This is a genomic window from Cecembia lonarensis LW9, assembly GCF_000298295.1.
GTDB classification, from domain to species: domain Bacteria; phylum Bacteroidota; class Bacteroidia; order Cytophagales; family Cyclobacteriaceae; genus Cecembia; species Cecembia lonarensis.
In genome coordinates this window covers 14,725-31,661 of the sequence record NZ_AMGM01000013.1, presented here as the reverse complement: position 1 = coordinate 31,661, position 16,937 = coordinate 14,725, and the positions used below count along the sequence as shown (strand labels likewise).

General features: G+C 40.1%; 15 protein-coding genes and 1 tRNA gene. 4 read left to right on the top strand and 12 right to left on the bottom strand.

The genetic code is table 11. From position 1 onward, the window contains the following. Positions 1–37: 37 nt before the first annotated feature. On the top strand, positions 38–529 hold the full coding sequence (locus B879_RS06170; RefSeq protein WP_009184292.1) for a DUF2165 domain-containing protein: 492 nt from the start codon (positions 38–40) through the stop codon (positions 527–529). Positions 530–599: 70 nt separating this feature from the next. On the opposite strand, the gene B879_RS06165 is transcribed toward B879_RS06170, so the two are convergent. The 12 genes from B879_RS06165 to B879_RS06095 all read right to left on the bottom strand — a co-directional run bounded on the left by B879_RS06165 (position 600) and on the right by B879_RS06095 (position 14,841). Then, positions 600–1,154, bottom strand: a complete 555-nt coding sequence (locus B879_RS06165) for a cupin domain-containing protein (protein WP_009184291.1) — start codon at positions 1,152–1,154, stop codon at positions 600–602. A gap of 547 nt (positions 1,155–1,701) precedes the next feature. Continuing rightward, positions 1,702–2,082: a hypothetical protein gene (locus B879_RS06150; protein ID WP_009184290.1), complete on the bottom strand. Its 381-nt coding sequence runs from the start codon at positions 2,080–2,082 to the stop codon at positions 1,702–1,704. 961 nt (positions 2,083–3,043) lie between these two features. Further along, entirely contained in the window at positions 3,044–3,208 is a 165-nt protein-coding gene (locus tag B879_RS22590; RefSeq protein WP_157231545.1) for a hypothetical protein, read from the bottom strand. 155 nt (positions 3,209–3,363) lie between these two features. Continuing rightward, positions 3,364–6,582: a type I restriction endonuclease subunit R gene (locus B879_RS06140; RefSeq protein ID WP_009184288.1), complete on the bottom strand. Its 3,219-nt coding sequence runs from the start codon at positions 6,580–6,582 to the stop codon at positions 3,364–3,366. Then, positions 6,579–7,019 (bottom strand): GxxExxY protein, encoded by a 441-nt coding sequence (locus B879_RS06135; protein ID WP_009184287.1) that lies wholly within the window; start codon positions 7,017–7,019, stop codon positions 6,579–6,581. The genes B879_RS06140 and B879_RS06135 overlap by 4 nt, the downstream gene beginning before the upstream one ends. A gap of 22 nt (positions 7,020–7,041) precedes the next feature. Beyond that, positions 7,042–8,046 carry a virulence RhuM family protein gene (locus B879_RS06130; RefSeq protein ID WP_238542090.1) on the bottom strand — a complete coding sequence of 335 codons (1,005 nt, stop codon included), beginning with the start codon at positions 8,044–8,046 and terminating at the stop codon, positions 7,042–7,044. 4 nt (positions 8,047–8,050) lie between these two features. Next, positions 8,051–8,908: a hypothetical protein gene (locus B879_RS06125; RefSeq protein WP_009184285.1), complete on the bottom strand. Its 858-nt coding sequence runs from the start codon at positions 8,906–8,908 to the stop codon at positions 8,051–8,053. Continuing rightward, positions 8,896–11,187, bottom strand: a complete 2,292-nt coding sequence (locus B879_RS06120; protein ID WP_009184284.1) for a Piwi domain-containing protein — start codon at positions 11,185–11,187, stop codon at positions 8,896–8,898. The genes B879_RS06125 and B879_RS06120 overlap by 13 nt, the downstream gene beginning before the upstream one ends. 11 nt (positions 11,188–11,198) lie before the next feature. Continuing rightward, complete coding sequence (locus B879_RS22585) at positions 11,199–12,341, bottom strand: restriction endonuclease subunit S (protein WP_009184283.1); 1,143 nt, start codon at positions 12,339–12,341, stop codon at positions 11,199–11,201. Continuing rightward, positions 12,325–13,881: a type I restriction-modification system subunit M gene (locus tag B879_RS06105; RefSeq protein ID WP_009184282.1), complete on the bottom strand. Its 1,557-nt coding sequence runs from the start codon at positions 13,879–13,881 to the stop codon at positions 12,325–12,327. The genes B879_RS22585 and B879_RS06105 overlap by 17 nt, the downstream gene beginning before the upstream one ends. 610 nt (positions 13,882–14,491) lie before the next feature. Further along, positions 14,492–14,749 (bottom strand): GIY-YIG nuclease family protein, encoded by a 258-nt coding sequence (locus B879_RS06100; RefSeq protein ID WP_009184281.1) that lies wholly within the window; start codon positions 14,747–14,749, stop codon positions 14,492–14,494. A 20-nt stretch (positions 14,750–14,769) separates the two neighbouring features. Beyond that, positions 14,770–14,841 (bottom strand) — tRNA-Arg (locus tag B879_RS06095). Between the two features lie 231 nt (positions 14,842–15,072). Between B879_RS06095 and B879_RS06090 the strand changes: the two genes are divergently transcribed. From B879_RS06090 to trmD, 3 genes are read left to right on the top strand one after another with little or no spacing between them, the layout of a single operon-like run. Next, positions 15,073–15,636: a 30S ribosomal protein S16 gene (locus B879_RS06090; protein ID WP_009184280.1), complete on the top strand. Its 564-nt coding sequence runs from the start codon at positions 15,073–15,075 to the stop codon at positions 15,634–15,636. A gap of 14 nt (positions 15,637–15,650) precedes the next feature. Then, entirely contained in the window at positions 15,651–16,181 is a 531-nt protein-coding gene (gene rimM / locus B879_RS06085; protein ID WP_009184279.1) for a ribosome maturation factor RimM, read from the top strand. Beyond that, positions 16,181–16,867, top strand: a complete 687-nt coding sequence (gene trmD / locus B879_RS06080) for a tRNA (guanosine(37)-N1)-methyltransferase TrmD (protein WP_009184278.1) — start codon at positions 16,181–16,183, stop codon at positions 16,865–16,867. The genes rimM and trmD overlap by 1 nt, the downstream gene beginning before the upstream one ends. Positions 16,868–16,937 lie beyond the last annotated feature (70 nt).

Here is a 16,937-nt window from a genome sequence, read left to right as displayed (position 1 = left end):
ATCTGGAAATTAAAGCACCAATAGAAAAATACCAGCTATGAATCCAAAGCAGATAAAAAGCCTCTTTGCTGCATTTTTTTCCTTATACTTTTTTCTACTTGCCTTTAATAACCTCAGTGATTATGCCTCTAATCAGGCTTTTGTAAAGGGGGTACTGAGTATGGAGGATGTTTTTTCAAACCCGGCCAACCAATGGAGGGCAATTCCCTGGGATTGGGCCGTACCGCTATTTTATGGATTGATTATCATTTGGGAGTTGGGGACTGCCTTTGTATTGGGCGTGGGAGCTGTGCTGATGTTTCGCCATTCCGAAAAAGACAGCCTCAAGTTTGAACAGGGAAAAAGATGGGTCAGCACAGGCTATGTGATGAGTTTTGTGCAATGGTTTGTTTTCTTTGTCACCATAGCCAGCGAATGGTTTCTGATGTGGCAATCAGAAACCTGGAATGCACAGGGCACAGCTTTTGCGTTGACAGGGATTACTTTGTTATTGTTACTGTTTCACCATTTGGTGCCGGAGAAGAATTAATGATCAGAATTTAATCTGTTTTCAAATTCCTTAATACCCAATATATTGGTTTAGCTTACCGGATTGTATCTCAGTTTGCCTTTGGAGCAATACTTTTAGCTCTCCCGGTTATTTTGGCAAAAAGCGCTAGGGTCCCTAATAGAAGGTTTTCTACAAATATTGGCATCCCTCCTATCCTTTGTTCATCCCGGCATTGCCACATAATATAGCCCATTTCAGGAAGACAAGTTAAATCATTTCGGCTACAATTTTTCTCGACTGCTACCTTAGCCGATTCAGTCATAAACCATTGAAAATGCAGCGCAGGCTCCAGCGTGATGCGTGTTTCAAGTGGTTGGTCCTTACTGGCATTTGAAAAAGTATGTATAGCCCCTGGGGGCACAATAAAAGTCTCGCCTTGTTGGAGGACTTTTTCTTTTTGCCCTTTAATTCTTCCGATCATTTTACCTGCCACCACATAAAAGGTTTCTGTTTGCTTCGGATGGACGTGAAAACCAGGTCCTTTTGCACCTGGAGCAAAAACACAATCAAATTCGACCATGTTTGCTTTACTGTCAGGCATTGAATGAAAGACCAGTTTTTCTCCTTCTTTTACAATGTCATAAACTATTTTTTCTCCTAGCATGCTGAATTTTCGGACAGAATTCAAAGGAAAATGAAGTGTATTTAGGTTTTAAAAAAGCAAAATTTAAGAAAAAGAATTTCTTTTGAATTATTCCTACCACCAAAATCCACCTAAGGGAGGAGTAAAATTTTTCTGGTTTTAAAGGAGTATTAAGAGGTTGGAGGGAAAAAGGGTAGGGTAAATTGTGCTGGAAATTGAACTCATTTACATGTCTGGTTTTTCCAGACATCTCAAGTTTGGCTAATATCTGGCCTGAAATAATGCGGCTAGGATAGGATTATCTGATTTTTTAAGGGTTTGCAGTTTTTTTTGAATGTTTACGAAGTCGGAGAAATTGATTTTTGAGTTGTAGGACCAGTTTAATGCCCTGAATTGATTGAGGATGTCGCCTGTTGTTGTACGGATTGATTTATCGGATTTATACCACTTGGGTCTAGGCAGGACCTGGCTTTTAGCTGTTTCTGCGGCCAACATATAAGGGCTAAACCGAAATTCCGCTGCGCTCCACTTCGGTTTAGCCCTTATATCTTAGCGGTTCGGTTTTCTTCTATTTGTTCCATTTTGGTAATTTTCCTGTTTGGTAAACAAAATCTTTTAGCATTTCAACTTGTTCTTTCTTTTGGTCGTCTTTGCTATTTGTTACATACCAATAAACGTCAAGTGCGTCAGTTTTATCTTTTATTGTTTGATAAGTCCACCCAATTTTCCTCGGATTTTTGTCGTAGTGAAGCCCGTTTACTATTTCGTTGTAAAGTCCACCCGAATTTGAGAAACCGATATAAACTAAATTTATTTTTCCGTTTCGTAGTTCCAAAACTTTAAAAACACCGTCTTTGTCTTTCGGAGCGTTACAAACTTTTTCCAATTCCTGATTTGGTTCAAAAAAGAAATGGTCGTTTTCTGTATATTTTGTAGGTTCTTGAAACATTATCTATTTGTTATTATATTTTGTGAAGATTGAATCTTAATAATTCATTTTCGTAGCCACAAACGTTTATTTTCTTTTTCAATTCGTTTGTCTGCCGTGCCTAAAACAAATTCTGGGTGTTTATATGTCGGTTTTATTTTTGTCATTTAGTTCATGTTTTACGGTCTGTTCTAAACTGACCGCTAATCGGGTCAGGCAAGGGAATTTCACCCTCACCTTCCCACAGAACCGTGCGTGAAGGTCTCTCCGCCGCGGCGGACTCTTCATACCAATAACCACTAAAGGTAATGCACTGATACTAATTTATCAGTGGTGGTCTTGTTTCCTTTTTCATAAATCCTCTCCGCCGCGGCGGATTGTAAACAAATTGGAAACATGATATGCTCCCACCCCGCACACCTCGCTCAAATGTCCTTCCCGGACATTTGCCGTGCTCCACTCCCATTACAGGAGCTTCAACACTACTACGAATGAGTCTGCCCCCAACACCTCTTCCACATTACCTGAAAGTCTGCATCCTCTCTCGATTTTACAGAGCGGTGTAGAGTTCACTTGTTCCCCCGAAATAATCGGGGCAGGCATTGAAGTGGCCTATACTGCGTTCCTGCCAGCTTAACCCCGGATGCGATGTGGCCAGTATATCCGATCGTCCGCCACACTTTGTCATAGTTATCCCGATAGCTATCGGGATAACTACCTATTTTTCACATCGTAATTTGCCTTATCGAGGCTTCGTCACTGGTTCTCCGCCGCGGCGGATCAGCTCCATCAGTACTCAACTACAGGGATCAATGTCCCCGTTTTTCCTTACCGCTCACCACATATTGGTTTCCTAGATATGCAGCGTAAGGTAGTTTGATAGCTGTCTCGGTAAACCGCCATCGGAGGGCCTCTCTATTGGTTACCCAATAGTCCTCCATCCATTTCAAAGCATTCGACCTGCTTTTAAGGTCGATTCAAGTCACACACGGTCCGCGTGTATGTTCAGTAGCGGATTAGAAGCACTTCCCTTTCCATTTAGCACAAAGTTTCTTAGAAGCACAGACCTTCGATTTACCACATCACCCGCTATTGCCACATACACGCTGTTGTGCGTTCGGTGTTCTTCTTTCGCCTTGATTTTCATTCGTTTGTACGTATTTCTGTCAGCGTTGGCAAAGACATACTCTTTTGCAATTTTTGGTTGCAGCGTGGGCTGGTGCGAAACGAAGTTCACGAACTCCAAAAACAAATCAAAAATGCGTGAGTAATTGCAAATGTGTATGGCTTTTAGCGTTGGCATTATTTCGTTATTACTCTGTTTTTTTTAAAATTTTCTGCTTGTTCAAATATGTCCTTATATACTTCGTCTCTTTCTACTGGCGGATATCCGTGTTCGTCCAAGAGTATTATCAGTCCTACTTTTAAAGCAGATTTGATGTCTTCTCGTTTGCTCCAATCAGGGTATTTGGCTTGTGAATCCACCAAGTCTTTAACTGCCTGGGCTAACACAATCAGTTTGTCCTCTGGATATTTGAAGTCATACTTGATGCACAAGTCTTTCAAAATGTCGTAAAAGGCTTTTTCTTCAAAGTCAATTCCTAATTCGTCTCCTGCTGAAAATTCCTTTTGAACTTCCCAAATCAAGTTGGTCAAATGCTCCGCCATTTCTTCGTACACTTCGCTTCGCAAAACGTCATCTTCTTTCCGCTCGTTGTAGCGTTCTACCAAGGTTTGCATTTTCTTAGAAAAGTCAATTCCTTTTACTTTATTGACTTTCTTCATCTCTCCAATGGCTTTGGCTAAAAGTTGTTGAAGCAATTTGATTTTGGTATGTGGCAACTTGATTTTATCAATCTTGGCCAAATAGTCTTCTGAAAAAAGGTCTTGTTCGCTTTGGGTTTCATCTCCGAGTTTGAAGATTTCCTGTACGCCATCGCTTTCCAATGCGTCTTTTATCATTTCCCGAACTTTGGCGTTCATTTGCGCTGTGTCGGGTGCACTGCCTTTGGTTAGTTTGAAAACGATGGAACGAACCGCTAAATAGAAATGCGTATAGTCTCTTTCTTTCTGTGTTAAATGTTCACTTCCTGCACAAATATCATAAGCGGCTTTCAGACGTTTTACCAAGCCCATAAATCGGGTTTCCAAGTCTTTGGTCAACTGAACATACTCAGCTGCCATATTCAAGGTGTTCAATTGTTCCAAAGCTGCACCTGAAAAATATTTTGAGCTGTCGAACTTATGGAACACTTTAGCCAAAAGATCTAAATGGTTTCTTACCACAATCAGCGACTCTTGAATGTCTTCAAAGTTTTCTCTTTCGCCTTTGTTGTATTTGGCAAGAGCCATATTCATAGCTTTCTTGATGCCAATGTAATCGACAACCAAGCCCTTGTTTTTGCCTTCAAACTTGCGATTAACTCTTGAAATGGTCTGAATTAAATTGTGTTGTTGAATCGGCTTGTCAATGTAAATGGAATCCAAGAATGGCACATCAAAACCTGTGAGCCACATATCTACCACAATGGCTATTTTGAAATTGGATTTTTCATTTTTAAACTGTCTGTCTAATTCCTTCCGGTATTCTTTTGTACCGAGCAAATCGTACATTTCTTTTGGGTCGTCTTTCCCTCTGGTCATAATCATTTTGATACGCTCCATTGGTTTGATTTCCCTTTTGTCTTTGTCTGTTAAAACAGCTCCTTCTTCGGCAATTCGTATTTCCGCCCATTCAGGCCGTAAGGCGATTACATTCTTGTAAAACTCGTATCCAATTTCACGGCTACTGCAAACAAACATTGCTTTGCCTTTTACAGTTGCTCCTTCGTTTACTCTGTTTTCATAATGCCGAACAAAGTCTTCTGCTAATTTCAATAAACGGTCCGGGTCACCTAAAATAGCGTTCATTGTTGCCGTTGCCTTTTTGCTTTCTTCTATTTGGTATTCATTGGCTCCTGCTTCGGCTGCTTCTTCGTAGTATTTTTCTATTTTCTCTAATTCGCTGTTGTGCAAGGCAACTTTAGCCGCTCTGCCTTCATACACAATACGAACAGTGATTTCATCTCGTACCGATTCTGTCATTGTGTAAGCATCAACCACTTTACCGAACACATCCAAAGTGGCATCAATTGGCGTTCCTGTAAATCCAACAAAAGTGGCGTTGGGTAAAGAATCGTGCAGGTATTTCGCAAAACCGTAGGTTTTCTTCACACCATCTTTGGTGACTTTTACTTTTTGGTCGAGATTGGTTTGGCTTCTGTGGGCTTCATCCGAAATACAAATCACATTAGTTCTTTCGGTAAGCAGTTCGGTGTCTTCTGTAAACTTATGGATGGTGGTCAAGAATACGCCACCGCTATTTCTCCCTTGTAGTTTGCTTCTTAAATCGGCTCTGCTTTCCACACTTTCAACCGCATTGTCTCCAATGAATTGTTTGGCATTGGTAAACTGTCCTGAAAGTTGGTCGTCTAAGTCGGTTCTGTCGGTAATGAGCACAATGGTCGGACTTTCGAAATGCTTGCTTTTCATCAACAAACGGGTGAGATAAAGCATTGTGAAACTCTTTCCGCTTCCTGTTGCTCCAAAGTACGTTCCGCCTTTTCCGTCACCGTCTGGTTTCTCTGCTATTTTGATGTTTTCGTACAAACTGCGTGCTGCGTAATACTGCGGGTAGCGACAAACGATTTTCTCATCCTTTTTGGATGAATCGGGAATGTAAATGAAGTTCTGAATAATATCCCGCAAGCGGTTTTTATGCAACATTCCCTGAACCAAGGTGAACATACTGTCTATGCCGTCCACATCTTTTGCCAAACCTGCAATTCTTCGCCACGCATAGTAAAACTCGTAAGGGGCAAAGAATGAACCTGCCTTGTTGTTCACACCATCACTGATGATGCAAAAGGCATTGTATTTAAACAACTCGGGGATGTCCCTTTTATAACGAGTGGTCAGTTGGACAAATGCATTGTGAATGGTGGTGTTTTCCTGAATGGCGGTCTTAAATTCAAAAACTACTACAGGCAAACCATTGACGTATAAAATGCCGTCTGGAATGCGTCTTTCTGTGCCAACAATTTCCAATTGGTTGACGAACTTGTAAACATTGGTATCAGCCGGATATTGTGCTTCAGGTTCAGCAACAATGATGTCTAAATTTTCACTTTGTCGCTGACGGTCTAAACCAGCGTAATCAATGAGCGAAATATGAATGTCTTTTTGGGTTCGGTCTTCTCGTTTAAGAATGAAACCATCAGCCAACCACTGCATTATCTTTTTGTTGCTTTCGTAAAGGTCTGCCGAGGAAAGCGTTTTGAGTTGAAGAATAATGGATTGAGCTTCTACCTCGGTGAGATTGGCATTCTGATAGCGAGTGAGTAAGTAGGTTTTTAGGTCTTCTTCAATAATTACTTCGCTTTCATCTGCACGTACCAAACTACTGCCCACAAAATGCGGATAGCCCTCATTTCCTAAAAGCTCTATAAATGCTTGTTCTAATTTCGCTTCTGTGAATTTCATCGTCTCGAACTATGATTCTTCTGATTTTCTGATGGACTTTGATGTCTTTGAGGTTTCATAACCCGTTTGAATTGAAGTGATGTGTTTCCAAAATTGATTAGTAAGCCTATTTCCATTCCATAGGCCTCAAGGTAGTTGATGGCTTGTGCCAAATGAACATCTTCCAATTCTTTAACCGCCTTGATTTCTAACATTATTTTTTCTTCAATAAAAAAGTCAACTCTTCTGGTTCCAATATCAAAACCCTTGTATTGCAAAGGCATTTCTTGTTCTCTAACGTGGGCAATTCCTTGCATATTTAATTCAATGGACAAGGCTCTTTGATACACTACTTCCTGAAAACCATTACCCAAATATTTGTGTACCTCCATAGCACAGCCTATAATCTTGCCCGTCAATTCGGAATATTTATACTTTTCGTCAATCATAGTTTTCATTAAATCATTTAAAAATCATAGTTCAGGACTTTTTCAGCTTCTTAATATCTTCTTCTAACTCTTTCATACTCGCCTCTTTTTCAATGGCTTTTTGCTGTTTTTTGAATTTCTCATATTCTTCTCCTGATTTCTCCAATGCCATTTTATGCGAGATTTTGCCTGCGTGGGTCAGCAACTCCCTGCCGTTGAGTTGCAAAATGGTGTCCAATCGCTCAATCCAATCTTTCATATACATTGGCGTTTGCTGCTGTGCCATTGTCTCGGCAAATGCCAAGTATTGCTCCACCAACAAGCCCAAAAGTTTCATTTCATCTTCATTCAAGTAATTTTTAGCTATGCTCACTTCGGCTTTTTTAATGGAAGCCACTTGTTTTTTGTCGTAAGAAAGCATTCCCATTAAGGGCAAACTGGCATCCACACGCCTGTACACCAATTCGGCTGCGGTTTGCTCGCTGATGGCCCAAAGCAGTTTGTTTTGCACGATTTTGAAAAACTCAATGGTTTTTTCGTCTTTCGGGTCATAGTCGATACTGGTGGCGTAGATGTCTTTGATTTTTTGGTAGAAGAATTTCTCCGAAAGGCGTATCTCCCGAATGCGCTCTTGCAGTTCGTTGAAATAGTTCATTGAGCTGCCCGACTTAAAGCGGTCGTCATTGAGCGTAAAGCCTTTGATGATGTATTCCTTTAATCGCTGGGTTGCCCAAATACGGAATTGTGTACCCTGAACCGACTTTACCCGATACCCAACCGAAATAATAACATCTAAATTGTAGTGGTCAATTTCTCTTTCTACGGCTCTCTTTCCTTCCGTTCGAACCTGTCGGAATTTCCGACTAGTTCGATTTTGCTCTAATTCACCTTCTTCGTAAACATTTTGAATATGCTCGGTAATCGTGTTTCTGGCTTTGCCAAAAAGTGTAGCCATTTGGTCTTGGGTAAGCCAAACGGTTTCTTCCTGCAAGCGAACATCTATTTTGATATTGCCCTCTTGGTTTTGGTATATGAGAATGTCGCTGGTCATTTTCATTTTTTTATGGATGATAGCCAAAGGCTCTTAATATCAACTCTTGAAACTTAGTTTTCAGTTTAGGGATGAAATTCCCCGACAAACCTATTATTGCTCCTAATCCTATAATTAGGTTCAGGTCGTTTACAACCAGTTTTTTATCCTCCGGTAGCAGTTGAAGTATTTTATACGCTCCAACAAGTATTCCTACAATGAAAAGGTTGTATACAATTATTGAGAAAACATTGATTCGCTTCCTAAAGCGAGATTCAAATTCTAACAAACGAGACACTTCATCCGTATCTCTTGGCAGCTTGAACTGGATAATAATATCAAATGCTCGGTAATGCAAAATGCGTATAAAATCGTTGTTGAATGATTCTTTTGTATCACTCATTGCATTGTAGGCTTCATTCAACTGGTCATTGGTTATTTTAGATTTATCGAGTAAAAACAGGAATACCAAAACCATGGACTGATTATTGGCTTTGCTTTGGTAATTCCCGGTCAATAAATTTTCAAAAGTGGTGGTAGTTTTACCCTTTGCTCTGTTTCGGATAACCCCTAAAAGCCAGTCTTTATCACAGTCAAATTTTAACACCCCAACTATCAAGGTCAAAATCAGGAAATCGTCATGCACAAAAGGTGCAGCAGAATTTTCGGAAACTTTACGTTTTGAGATTTTGGCGTACTGTATATCAAAATTTGCCTTTGCGTTCTTTTTTATTGCTTGTAAGGAAGAGTAGTAAATAGCATCTGTTTCAGAAACCTCATTAGGTTGACCTGTAAAGGTTTCATCTGATACCAAAGCATAAAGAGCCTTTTGTTTTGGCTGGTCTGCTATGCTGGTTAAATAGCTATGCTTCTCGTCTATAAAAACCATTTCTTTCTCTTTAAGGTGTAATTCAGTTTATCCGCATCCCATTCCGGTATGCTTCTCATTTTACCAAGTAATCTTGAAATAAGATTAGAATACAACATAGTAGCTGGTTCTTCTCTTGGTAAAAAGCTTCTCCAGGACAAGTAAGTAAAGGAATAAATCTGCTGTGTGATGTAATTTAAATCATAGAACATTAAGTCTTTTAATTCCTGATCGTTATGATTCCCTTGCGGTGTTCTAAGTTTTATTTGAATCGGAGTACTCATGCCATGTTTGGCTGTTTTCAATTCCCTTGCACCAAGCATCTGAACCAAACTGGTTTCATCGTCAATAAAGATGTTGCTTCCTCTCTGCGGAATATATTGTCCGATTACTTGATTGGAACCATACTTCTTTTCGCCTTGCTGACTGGTATCAAATAAAATGCTCGGATGGCTTTTGCTAATTGTAACAAATGCAAACTTGATATTGAACTGGCTAATATCTTTTACCAATTGACTGATTACATCAAACTCAACATTCTTTATAGGTTTAAAAATGTGGAAAATCAATCGAACTGTATCACCATCTTGCCAAGCGTATTCGTCTGAAAGTCGGCTAATAGAGCTTTTTAAACTTTTGAGCAGTTCTTCAAAATAGCTTTCATAAGGCACATCCTTTACCTTATCTCCCAATAGGTACTGACCATCGCTCGACATGAAAGTTGTTATACCCACAACACGGCTGTTTTCAGCCCCTTTATACATTCCGCTTCTTAGCCAACTGTGCCCAATGCCAATTACTATCTCTCTATCAACCGAGCGTTGAGCAGGCAACACCCAAGGCGTACCACCTAGCTTCGCATAAATTTGAAGTGCCAATGGATTAAGTATGTATTCCGAATAGCTTGAAAGTGTTGTTGAACGGACAAACTGCACCGGTATTTCCAATGAAAGCAACTTTGCCTTTATCTTGAAATAGGGATTATCACGGTCGGATAATTTTTTAAACCTGTCAGGAATTTCAATGATTGCCAAATGAGGTTTTTCATCATCATAATTGCTTATTACTTCCAAGTAGTCTTCCAGTCGATAATCTGAAATTTCCTGAATAAGGTAATTCACCTCTTGTAGCTCGTATTTCTTTAGTAGCCCTTTTTTAAACCAGCTTGAATTTGGTAACCCATCCTTTAAATCATGAAGAAATCTTGTGAATGAACCTCTATTCGTTTTATGGCAAATTGACAAAACACGAGGCTTTTTAATGTCAAATGTCAAACTATCGTATGGCCCATAGTAAGATAGGCCTTGATCAGCATTTCTCGTATTAGTTTTTGTTCCGGCATGATCGTAAATAAATGTGGGGGTTTGCAAATTCATACTGTTTTGCACCTGCATTGGGGTAGTATCCACCTTGAAGCAAAAACCATCCATATTTTGAAAAAGAACAGGATTGCCTTTATCTGAGAATAGATGCTTGGCAATATTACTTATTTCACTGAACTGATTGACTGGGTTTTGTTTTCTGATACGCTCCTGACTAACGGCAGCCAATATTTGATCGCATTTTTTCTCTCCGGTAGCAAAATTCAAATAAGCTTGAATGTTGTGTTTGGTTTTGCGAATGAAAAGCTCTTGTAATGAATAACTCCTAGCGCCTTCACTGGTAGATACAATGGCGGTCTCTCCATTGATGGATTTAAGTAAACCTACAAAGTCTTCATTAGGGGCGAGTATATTGTCTAATCCAGGAAGTGTTTCAGCATGCAACACTTCAAAATCTGTTAAATCAAATCCTTCTTGGTATAGCTCCAGACATGAGATGTTAAAAACCCAGTTTCTTCGAATATTTACCACAAAGGCAAATCCTTGGGTACTATTGAGGTTCGTTTCTCTAAGCTGAACTTCAATAAGTTTTTTGAAAGCTATTTTGTGTTTAAGCTTTTCGGGTAGATGATTTAAAATCAAATCATCTTTTTCCTGACGAGAGTAAAAACGGAATGGATAAAAATCTACAGGAATAAACCCTTGAAAGCGGTCTTTAAAGGTTCTAAAAAAGATGTGCTTCACCATTGATGCTGTAACTTTCGCATCATCAAATACAGAACGATTCTCTACATTTCCAGTCAGTTGGTTTTCTTCGTCCTCCTTATTGGATATTACAATTAAATTACCGTCCCTAAAAAACGAATACGAAGCATTATACGCTTGCCGTAGTTCCTTCAAACGTTCATCAGAATAGGGTTGTGTGATTACTTGGTAATCGGAAAAATCAAATTGTATGGGAAAGTAGTTTAACTGCATGGTATCTGTATTTATTCCACTGTCGCCAACTTAGATAGCAACAACTCTTTCAGTTCCGTTAGCTTTTGGTTTTCTAACTGATAATTTTCAATCAAATCAAAAATTGGTTCAACAATTCTATTAAATTCCAATATTTTTGATTCATCTGGTTTGTCAATCTCGAATGATGTGAGAAGTGTTGCGTTTGCTTGTGGTTGCGCTGAACCCTCTGCATTTGACAGAATAAAATCTCTGTAAATTTGGGTATCGACAGTTAATCCTAAATATAAATTCCATTTTATTTCCTTAGGTATGAGTCGTACAAGAAATGATGCAAATACACAATCTGGAAAGTTCTTATGCAGTCTTTTTCCATATCCTGCGGTTGCCCCTGTTCTTGCAACAACTATATCTCCTGATCTTAATCTGTATTTTTCAAAATCACTATCTGAAATCTTGCAATAAGGCACATTTGACCAATTAATTTGATTCTGTGCTATATCTGTTATTCTTAAAAATTTGGGACCAATTATTTCTGCAGACGCTGTTTCAGTATAACCATATTGAGTTTGAACTAACTCATTGAGTTTTATTTTCTCAGAATTATTATCAATACCCTCCACAAACCACTCCCGATAAATCGCCTGTGCGGTTTCTTCGAGTTTTTGGATGAGTTGCTGGTTTAGGGCTATGCGGTTTTGGATGGTGTTGTATTCTTTGACGATTTCGCGTTGTTTGTCAATGTGGGGGATGGGGAGTTGCATATCTTCAAATGCTTGCCAAGCCAATCCACCTCTAACATCTGCATCTGTATAAAACCAAGCATTTCGGTCAAACTCTGCTCGTGAAAACCACATCATCAGGTATTCAGGAATCAACTGAGTTGGGTTTTCTATCTCAAAAACGTCATAAGCAGGTGAAACCATAAAGGGTTCTGCACTTTGGGAAAGAGCAACGGGAATTCTATAATCACGACCTACGTGCATTCGATTACAAGCAAATTGATTTTGCTGTACAACCTTATACTTTGATAAGTCAGTACCAACAATATTTGCTACTGAAGGCATAAAATATTTGTTAATGTTGATACCCAACAGTTCCGTTGCCTTCAACTCGCTATTTCGGACTTTAACAGGAGTTATGAAATCACCCAATCTTTTATAATTCGATTTCATATCCCAACTCTTTGAACACGTTTAGTAAATCATTTTTGCTTTGGGCTTCTGCTTTCAGCAATTCGGCAAACTCACCTTTTAAAGCCGTCATTTTCTCGTCAAAGTCAATATTCTCGTCCCGGTTTACGAACTCAATGTATTTGCTCGGCACAAGTGAAAAATCTTTTTTCTCCACTTCCTCCAAGGTTGCAGAATAACAAAACTCAGGCACGTTTTCTATTTCGGCTACCTGCCATTGATGATATGTACCAGTTATCTGTTTAATATTATCTTCTGAAAACTGAATGAACTTCTTCTCAAAGGGAACGCCTATTTGTCGTAAGTCCATAAACAGGATTTCATTTTCCCGATTTCGATAGTGCCGGATTTCATCACCAATTTCTCTGGAGTGGGCTTTTTTATTCTTATTCAGAATCCAAAGGGTTACACTAATATTGGTGGTGTAAAACATATCCTGTGGCAAAACCAAAATGGCTTCTACCAACTTATTTTCAATCAGCTTTCTGCGAATTTTATATTCTTCGCCACCGCCTGAAAGTGCACCATTGGCAAGAATGAAACCTGCCACGCCATTTTCAGAAAGTTTGCTCACCATATTCAAAATCCAACCGTAGTTGGCGTTGCTTTTGGGTGGCACTTCATAGCCCATCCAACGCGGGTCGTCCAGTAGTTCATTCTCTGCCCGCCAGGCTTTTTGGTTAAAGGGGGGATTGGCCATAATAAAATCAGCCTTCAAATCCTTATGCTGGTCGTTGTGAAACGTATCTGCCGCTTTTTCGCCCATATTACCGGAAATGCCCCGAATAGCCAGATTCATTTTGGCCAGTTTGTAGGTGGTATTGGTGTATTCCTGTCCGTAGATGGATACTTCCTTTTTGCTCCCGTTATGCGCTTCTATAAATTTAATGGACTGCACAAACATACCACCTGAACCACAAGCCGGGTCATAGATAATTCCCTTATAGGGTTCAATCATTTCGGCAATCAGATTGACAATGCTTTTAGGCGTATAAAATTCGCCTTTCCCTTTTCCTTCTTTTAAAGCAAATTTGGAAAGGAAATATTCATACACACGGCCTACGACATCTTGTCCATTATCTCTTAAGGTATCAATTTCATTGATGGTATCCAGCAAGGAAGCCAGTTTGGATTTATCCAGTCCCAAACGTGAAAAATAATTGTCAGGCAAAGCACCTTTCAGAGCAGGGTTGTTTTTCTCAATGGTATTGAGAGCCGTGTCAATTTTTAGGGAAATGTCGTTTTGCTTGGCATTTTTGATGATGTAGCTCCACCGGGAAATTTCTTCCAAGTAGAACACATTTTTCATTGCGTAGAAATCTTTCATTTCCACGTATTTTTCTTTGCCTTCGGCAATCAGTTCTTTTCTGCGTTGTTCAAATTTATCGCTGGCGAATTTCAGGAAAATCAGTCCGAGTACCACGTGTTTGTACTCCGCAGGTTCTACCGAACCTCTTAACTTGTCGCAGGATTGCCACAAGGTTTCTTCAATCGCTTTTTCCTTTACTTTCTGTTTGGCCATTTATGTTTTATTTCTTTTTTATCGTTTTCCTGCCTGTGCGATGCACGCAGACAGGCAAATTTAGTTCATTCTGTCCGAGCATTGGCAAAAAACAGCTCTTTTGGTTTTTTACTCACGTCACTTTAATTTTTATCGGTGTTCGTGAATGCTTCGCATTTCAGCTTTGGATTTGCGTGTTGGCAAAAACCAAATGTGCTGTTTGTGCGGTTGGCTTTTTACACTGACGCACAACTCCTCTATACATCTGGTTTTTCCAGACATTATTAACCTAAATTAATAAATATGTGGGGTTTTTCAGTACAATACCAAAAATCTTCACCTTTAACTGAATGAGATATTTACCAAAAAACTCCCTTCAATTTAAACCAAGTGTATCCAAAAAATCCATTCCCAACTGCAATCCCAAAGCAATGTTGGGGTATATACACGAAAAAAGGGATGATTACCATCCCTTAAACACTTGAAAATCAATTTTGTAGCCTCGACACCCGCCCGAACGTACCGTTCGGTACGGGCGGGGGAATCGAACCCTAGCCTAAGCTCAAAGAAGAATATTTAATGGAAACTAGAAACAGGTTTTGGATTTAAAGGCATATCTAAAAGATGAATTTTATTGTAACCCGATTTTATATTTCAGAAATCTCCTCCCTGCTGCTGATTTGAAATATTTCTCTCTTTTGATTGCTTCCTGTAAGGTTTCAAATTCTTCAAAATAGACAATTTCAAAGGGAATGAAAGGTTTAATTGAAGCAGTCATGCCTGAATTGTGCTGCAAAAGTCTTTTTTGAAGATCCTTACAATGACCTTTATAAAAATAATCATGGTGCTTACTTTTCAACACGTAAGCATAAAACACTTCCTTCATCATAAAAAAGTTGAGAAAGATTGTAGCCTCGACAGGAATCGAACCTGTATCTAAAGTTTAGGAAACTTCTATTCTATCCATTGAACTACGAGGCCATGCTGAGACTGCTAGAAGCTAGAATCAAGACTGTTTCGAGTTTCGAGTTTCGAGTCTTGCCTCTTGTCTCTTGTTTCTTGGCTCTTATTTGCGTTGCAATTTAAAGCATTCTTCCCCATCCAAGCAAATAAATTTCAAGGCATTTGTGCATTTCGATAATTAAGCGCTATCTTTGCAGTCCAAAAATTAAGATGGACGGGATCCATCAATTCACTAAATATCAAAATTATATGGCAGTAAAAATCAGATTAGCGCGTAGAGGCAGAAAGAAAATGGCCATCTATGACGTCGTAGTCGCTGATGCTAGGGCTCCACGTGATGGACGCTTTATCGAGAAGTTGGGTAGTTACAACCCGAACACTGACCCCGCATCTATCAACATCAACAATGAGCGTGCTCTACAATGGTTGTTGAACGGTGCACAGCCTACGGATACCGTGAAGGCTATGCTTTCTTACAGAGGTGTCCTATTGAAAAAACACCTTCAGATCGGTGTGTTGAAAGGCGCCATCACCCAGGAACAGGCTGATGAGAAATTTGAAGCTTGGAAAGCATCCAAAGAAGCAGCTATCGGAGGTAAGGTTGATAAATTGACCAAAGCCAAAGAAGAAGCCCGTCAGAAGGCACTTGAGGCTGAGGCAGCTAAAAACCAAGCCCGTCTTGACGCAATCAAAGCCAGGGAAGAGGAGGCGAAAGCCGCAGCTGCGGCTGCAGAAGCCCCAGCTGAGGAAGCTGCAAGTGCAGAAGGTGAAGCCCCTGAAGCATCTGCTGAAGGAGAAGAAACCCAAGCTTAATTATCGCCTTTCCCATGAACAAAGACAATTGTTTTCAATTGGGCTATATAGCCAAAGTTCATGGACTTCATGGAGAAGTGGGTGTCGTACTGGATGTGGATTATCCGGAAGATTATGAAGACCTAAAGAGTGTCTTCATTGAGCAAAAATCAAGATTGGTTCCCTATTTCCTGGAACACTTTGTTGTCTCCCATAGCAATAAAGTACTGGCCAAGTTTGAGGACCATGATTCAGTAGAGGAAGCAGAAAAGCTGGTCGGTTCGGCCTTGTTTCTACCGCTCAACCAACTGGCACAGCTTGATGAAGACCAATACTATTTCCATGAATTGATCGGTTTCGAGGTTTTGGATGAAAATCTTGGAAAAATAGGGGAAGTCAAAGTCATTTATGACCTAGAAGCCCAGGATTTATTGGGTGTTGACCATAAAGGAAAAGAGGTGCTGATTCCCATTCAGGACCAAATCCTCCTCAAAGTCGACAAGGCAGCTAAGAAAGTTTACTGCCATTTGCCCGATGGATTGCTTGACATATACTTGGAAGACTGATGCGCATAGATATCATCACGGTGGTACCAGGCTTATTGGAGGGACCTTTTTCCCATTCCATCCTAAAAAGAGCGGAAGACAAGGGTTTGGCCATGGTCAGGATACACAACTTAAGGGATTATGCCAGCGGCAAACAAAAGCAGGTCGATGATTATGCTTTTGGAGGCGGTGCGGGCATGGTCATGATGATAGAACCGATCGCCAAATGCATTGATGCATTGAAAAGCGAAAGGGAATATGATGAAGTTATTTACATGACACCGGATGGTAAGACATTTGACCAAAAAATGGCCAATGAACTGTCGCTAAAAGGTAATCTCATCATTTTGTGCGGCCATTATAAAGGCGTGGATGAACGGGTCAGAGAGAAATTCATTACCAGGGAAATCAGTGTCGGCGACTTCGTGTTGTCCGGAGGAGAGCTCGCAGCAGCTGTAGTGGCCGATGCCGTGATCCGGTTGATCCCAGGGGTACTGAATGACGAAACTTCTGCCCTGACAGATTCCTTCCAAGACGGACTATTGGCACCGCCGGTTTATACCAGACCGGCAAATTATGAGGGAATGGAAGTTCCTGAAGTGCTTTTGTCCGGACATCAGGCAAAAATAGAATCCTGGAGATTTGACGCATCGGTTCGCCGTACCAAAGAAAGAAGACCTGACCTACTGGAAGGGAAAGGTTTCTAAGGCGATAACAAGAAAGCAAGATTGAATAGAGTTTAACAAATACTGCGAAGTGGCGCTTTGCTACAAGCAA

What these genes read in the sequence shown, in the direction of transcription:
- B879_RS06125 (WP_009184285.1), bottom strand. Translation starts at nt 8,908, where the DNA reads ATGGTTTTTATAGACGAGAAGCATAGCTATTTAACCAGCATAGCAGAC.
- B879_RS06170 (WP_009184292.1), top strand. Translation starts at nt 38, where the DNA reads ATGAATCCAAAGCAGATAAAAAGCCTCTTTGCTGCATTTTTTTCCTTA.
- B879_RS06165 (WP_009184291.1), bottom strand. Translation starts at nt 1,154, where the DNA reads ATGCTAGGAGAAAAAATAGTTTATGACATTGTAAAAGAAGGAGAAAAA.
- B879_RS22590 (WP_157231545.1), bottom strand. Translation starts at nt 3,208, where the DNA reads ATGAAAATCAAGGCGAAAGAAGAACACCGAACGCACAACAGCGTGTAT.
- B879_RS06130 (WP_238542090.1), bottom strand. Translation starts at nt 8,046, where the DNA reads ATGAAAATGACCAGCGACATTCTCATATACCAAAACCAAGAGGGCAAT.
- B879_RS06135 (WP_009184287.1), bottom strand. Translation starts at nt 7,019, where the DNA reads ATGAAAACTATGATTGACGAAAAGTATAAATATTCCGAATTGACGGGC.
- B879_RS06120 (WP_009184284.1), bottom strand. Translation starts at nt 11,187, where the DNA reads ATGCAGTTAAACTACTTTCCCATACAATTTGATTTTTCCGATTACCAA.
- B879_RS06150 (WP_009184290.1), bottom strand. Translation starts at nt 2,082, where the DNA reads ATGTTTCAAGAACCTACAAAATATACAGAAAACGACCATTTCTTTTTT.
- B879_RS06090 (WP_009184280.1), top strand. Translation starts at nt 15,073, where the DNA reads ATGGCAGTAAAAATCAGATTAGCGCGTAGAGGCAGAAAGAAAATGGCC.
- rimM (WP_009184279.1), top strand. Translation starts at nt 15,651, where the DNA reads ATGAACAAAGACAATTGTTTTCAATTGGGCTATATAGCCAAAGTTCAT.
- B879_RS06100 (WP_009184281.1), bottom strand. Translation starts at nt 14,749, where the DNA reads ATGATGAAGGAAGTGTTTTATGCTTACGTGTTGAAAAGTAAGCACCAT.
- B879_RS06140 (WP_009184288.1), bottom strand. Translation starts at nt 6,582, where the DNA reads ATGAAATTCACAGAAGCGAAATTAGAACAAGCATTTATAGAGCTTTTA.
- trmD (WP_009184278.1), top strand. Translation starts at nt 16,181, where the DNA reads ATGCGCATAGATATCATCACGGTGGTACCAGGCTTATTGGAGGGACCT.
- B879_RS22585 (WP_009184283.1), bottom strand. Translation starts at nt 12,341, where the DNA reads ATGAAATCGAATTATAAAAGATTGGGTGATTTCATAACTCCTGTTAAA.
- B879_RS06105 (WP_009184282.1), bottom strand. Translation starts at nt 13,881, where the DNA reads ATGGCCAAACAGAAAGTAAAGGAAAAAGCGATTGAAGAAACCTTGTGG.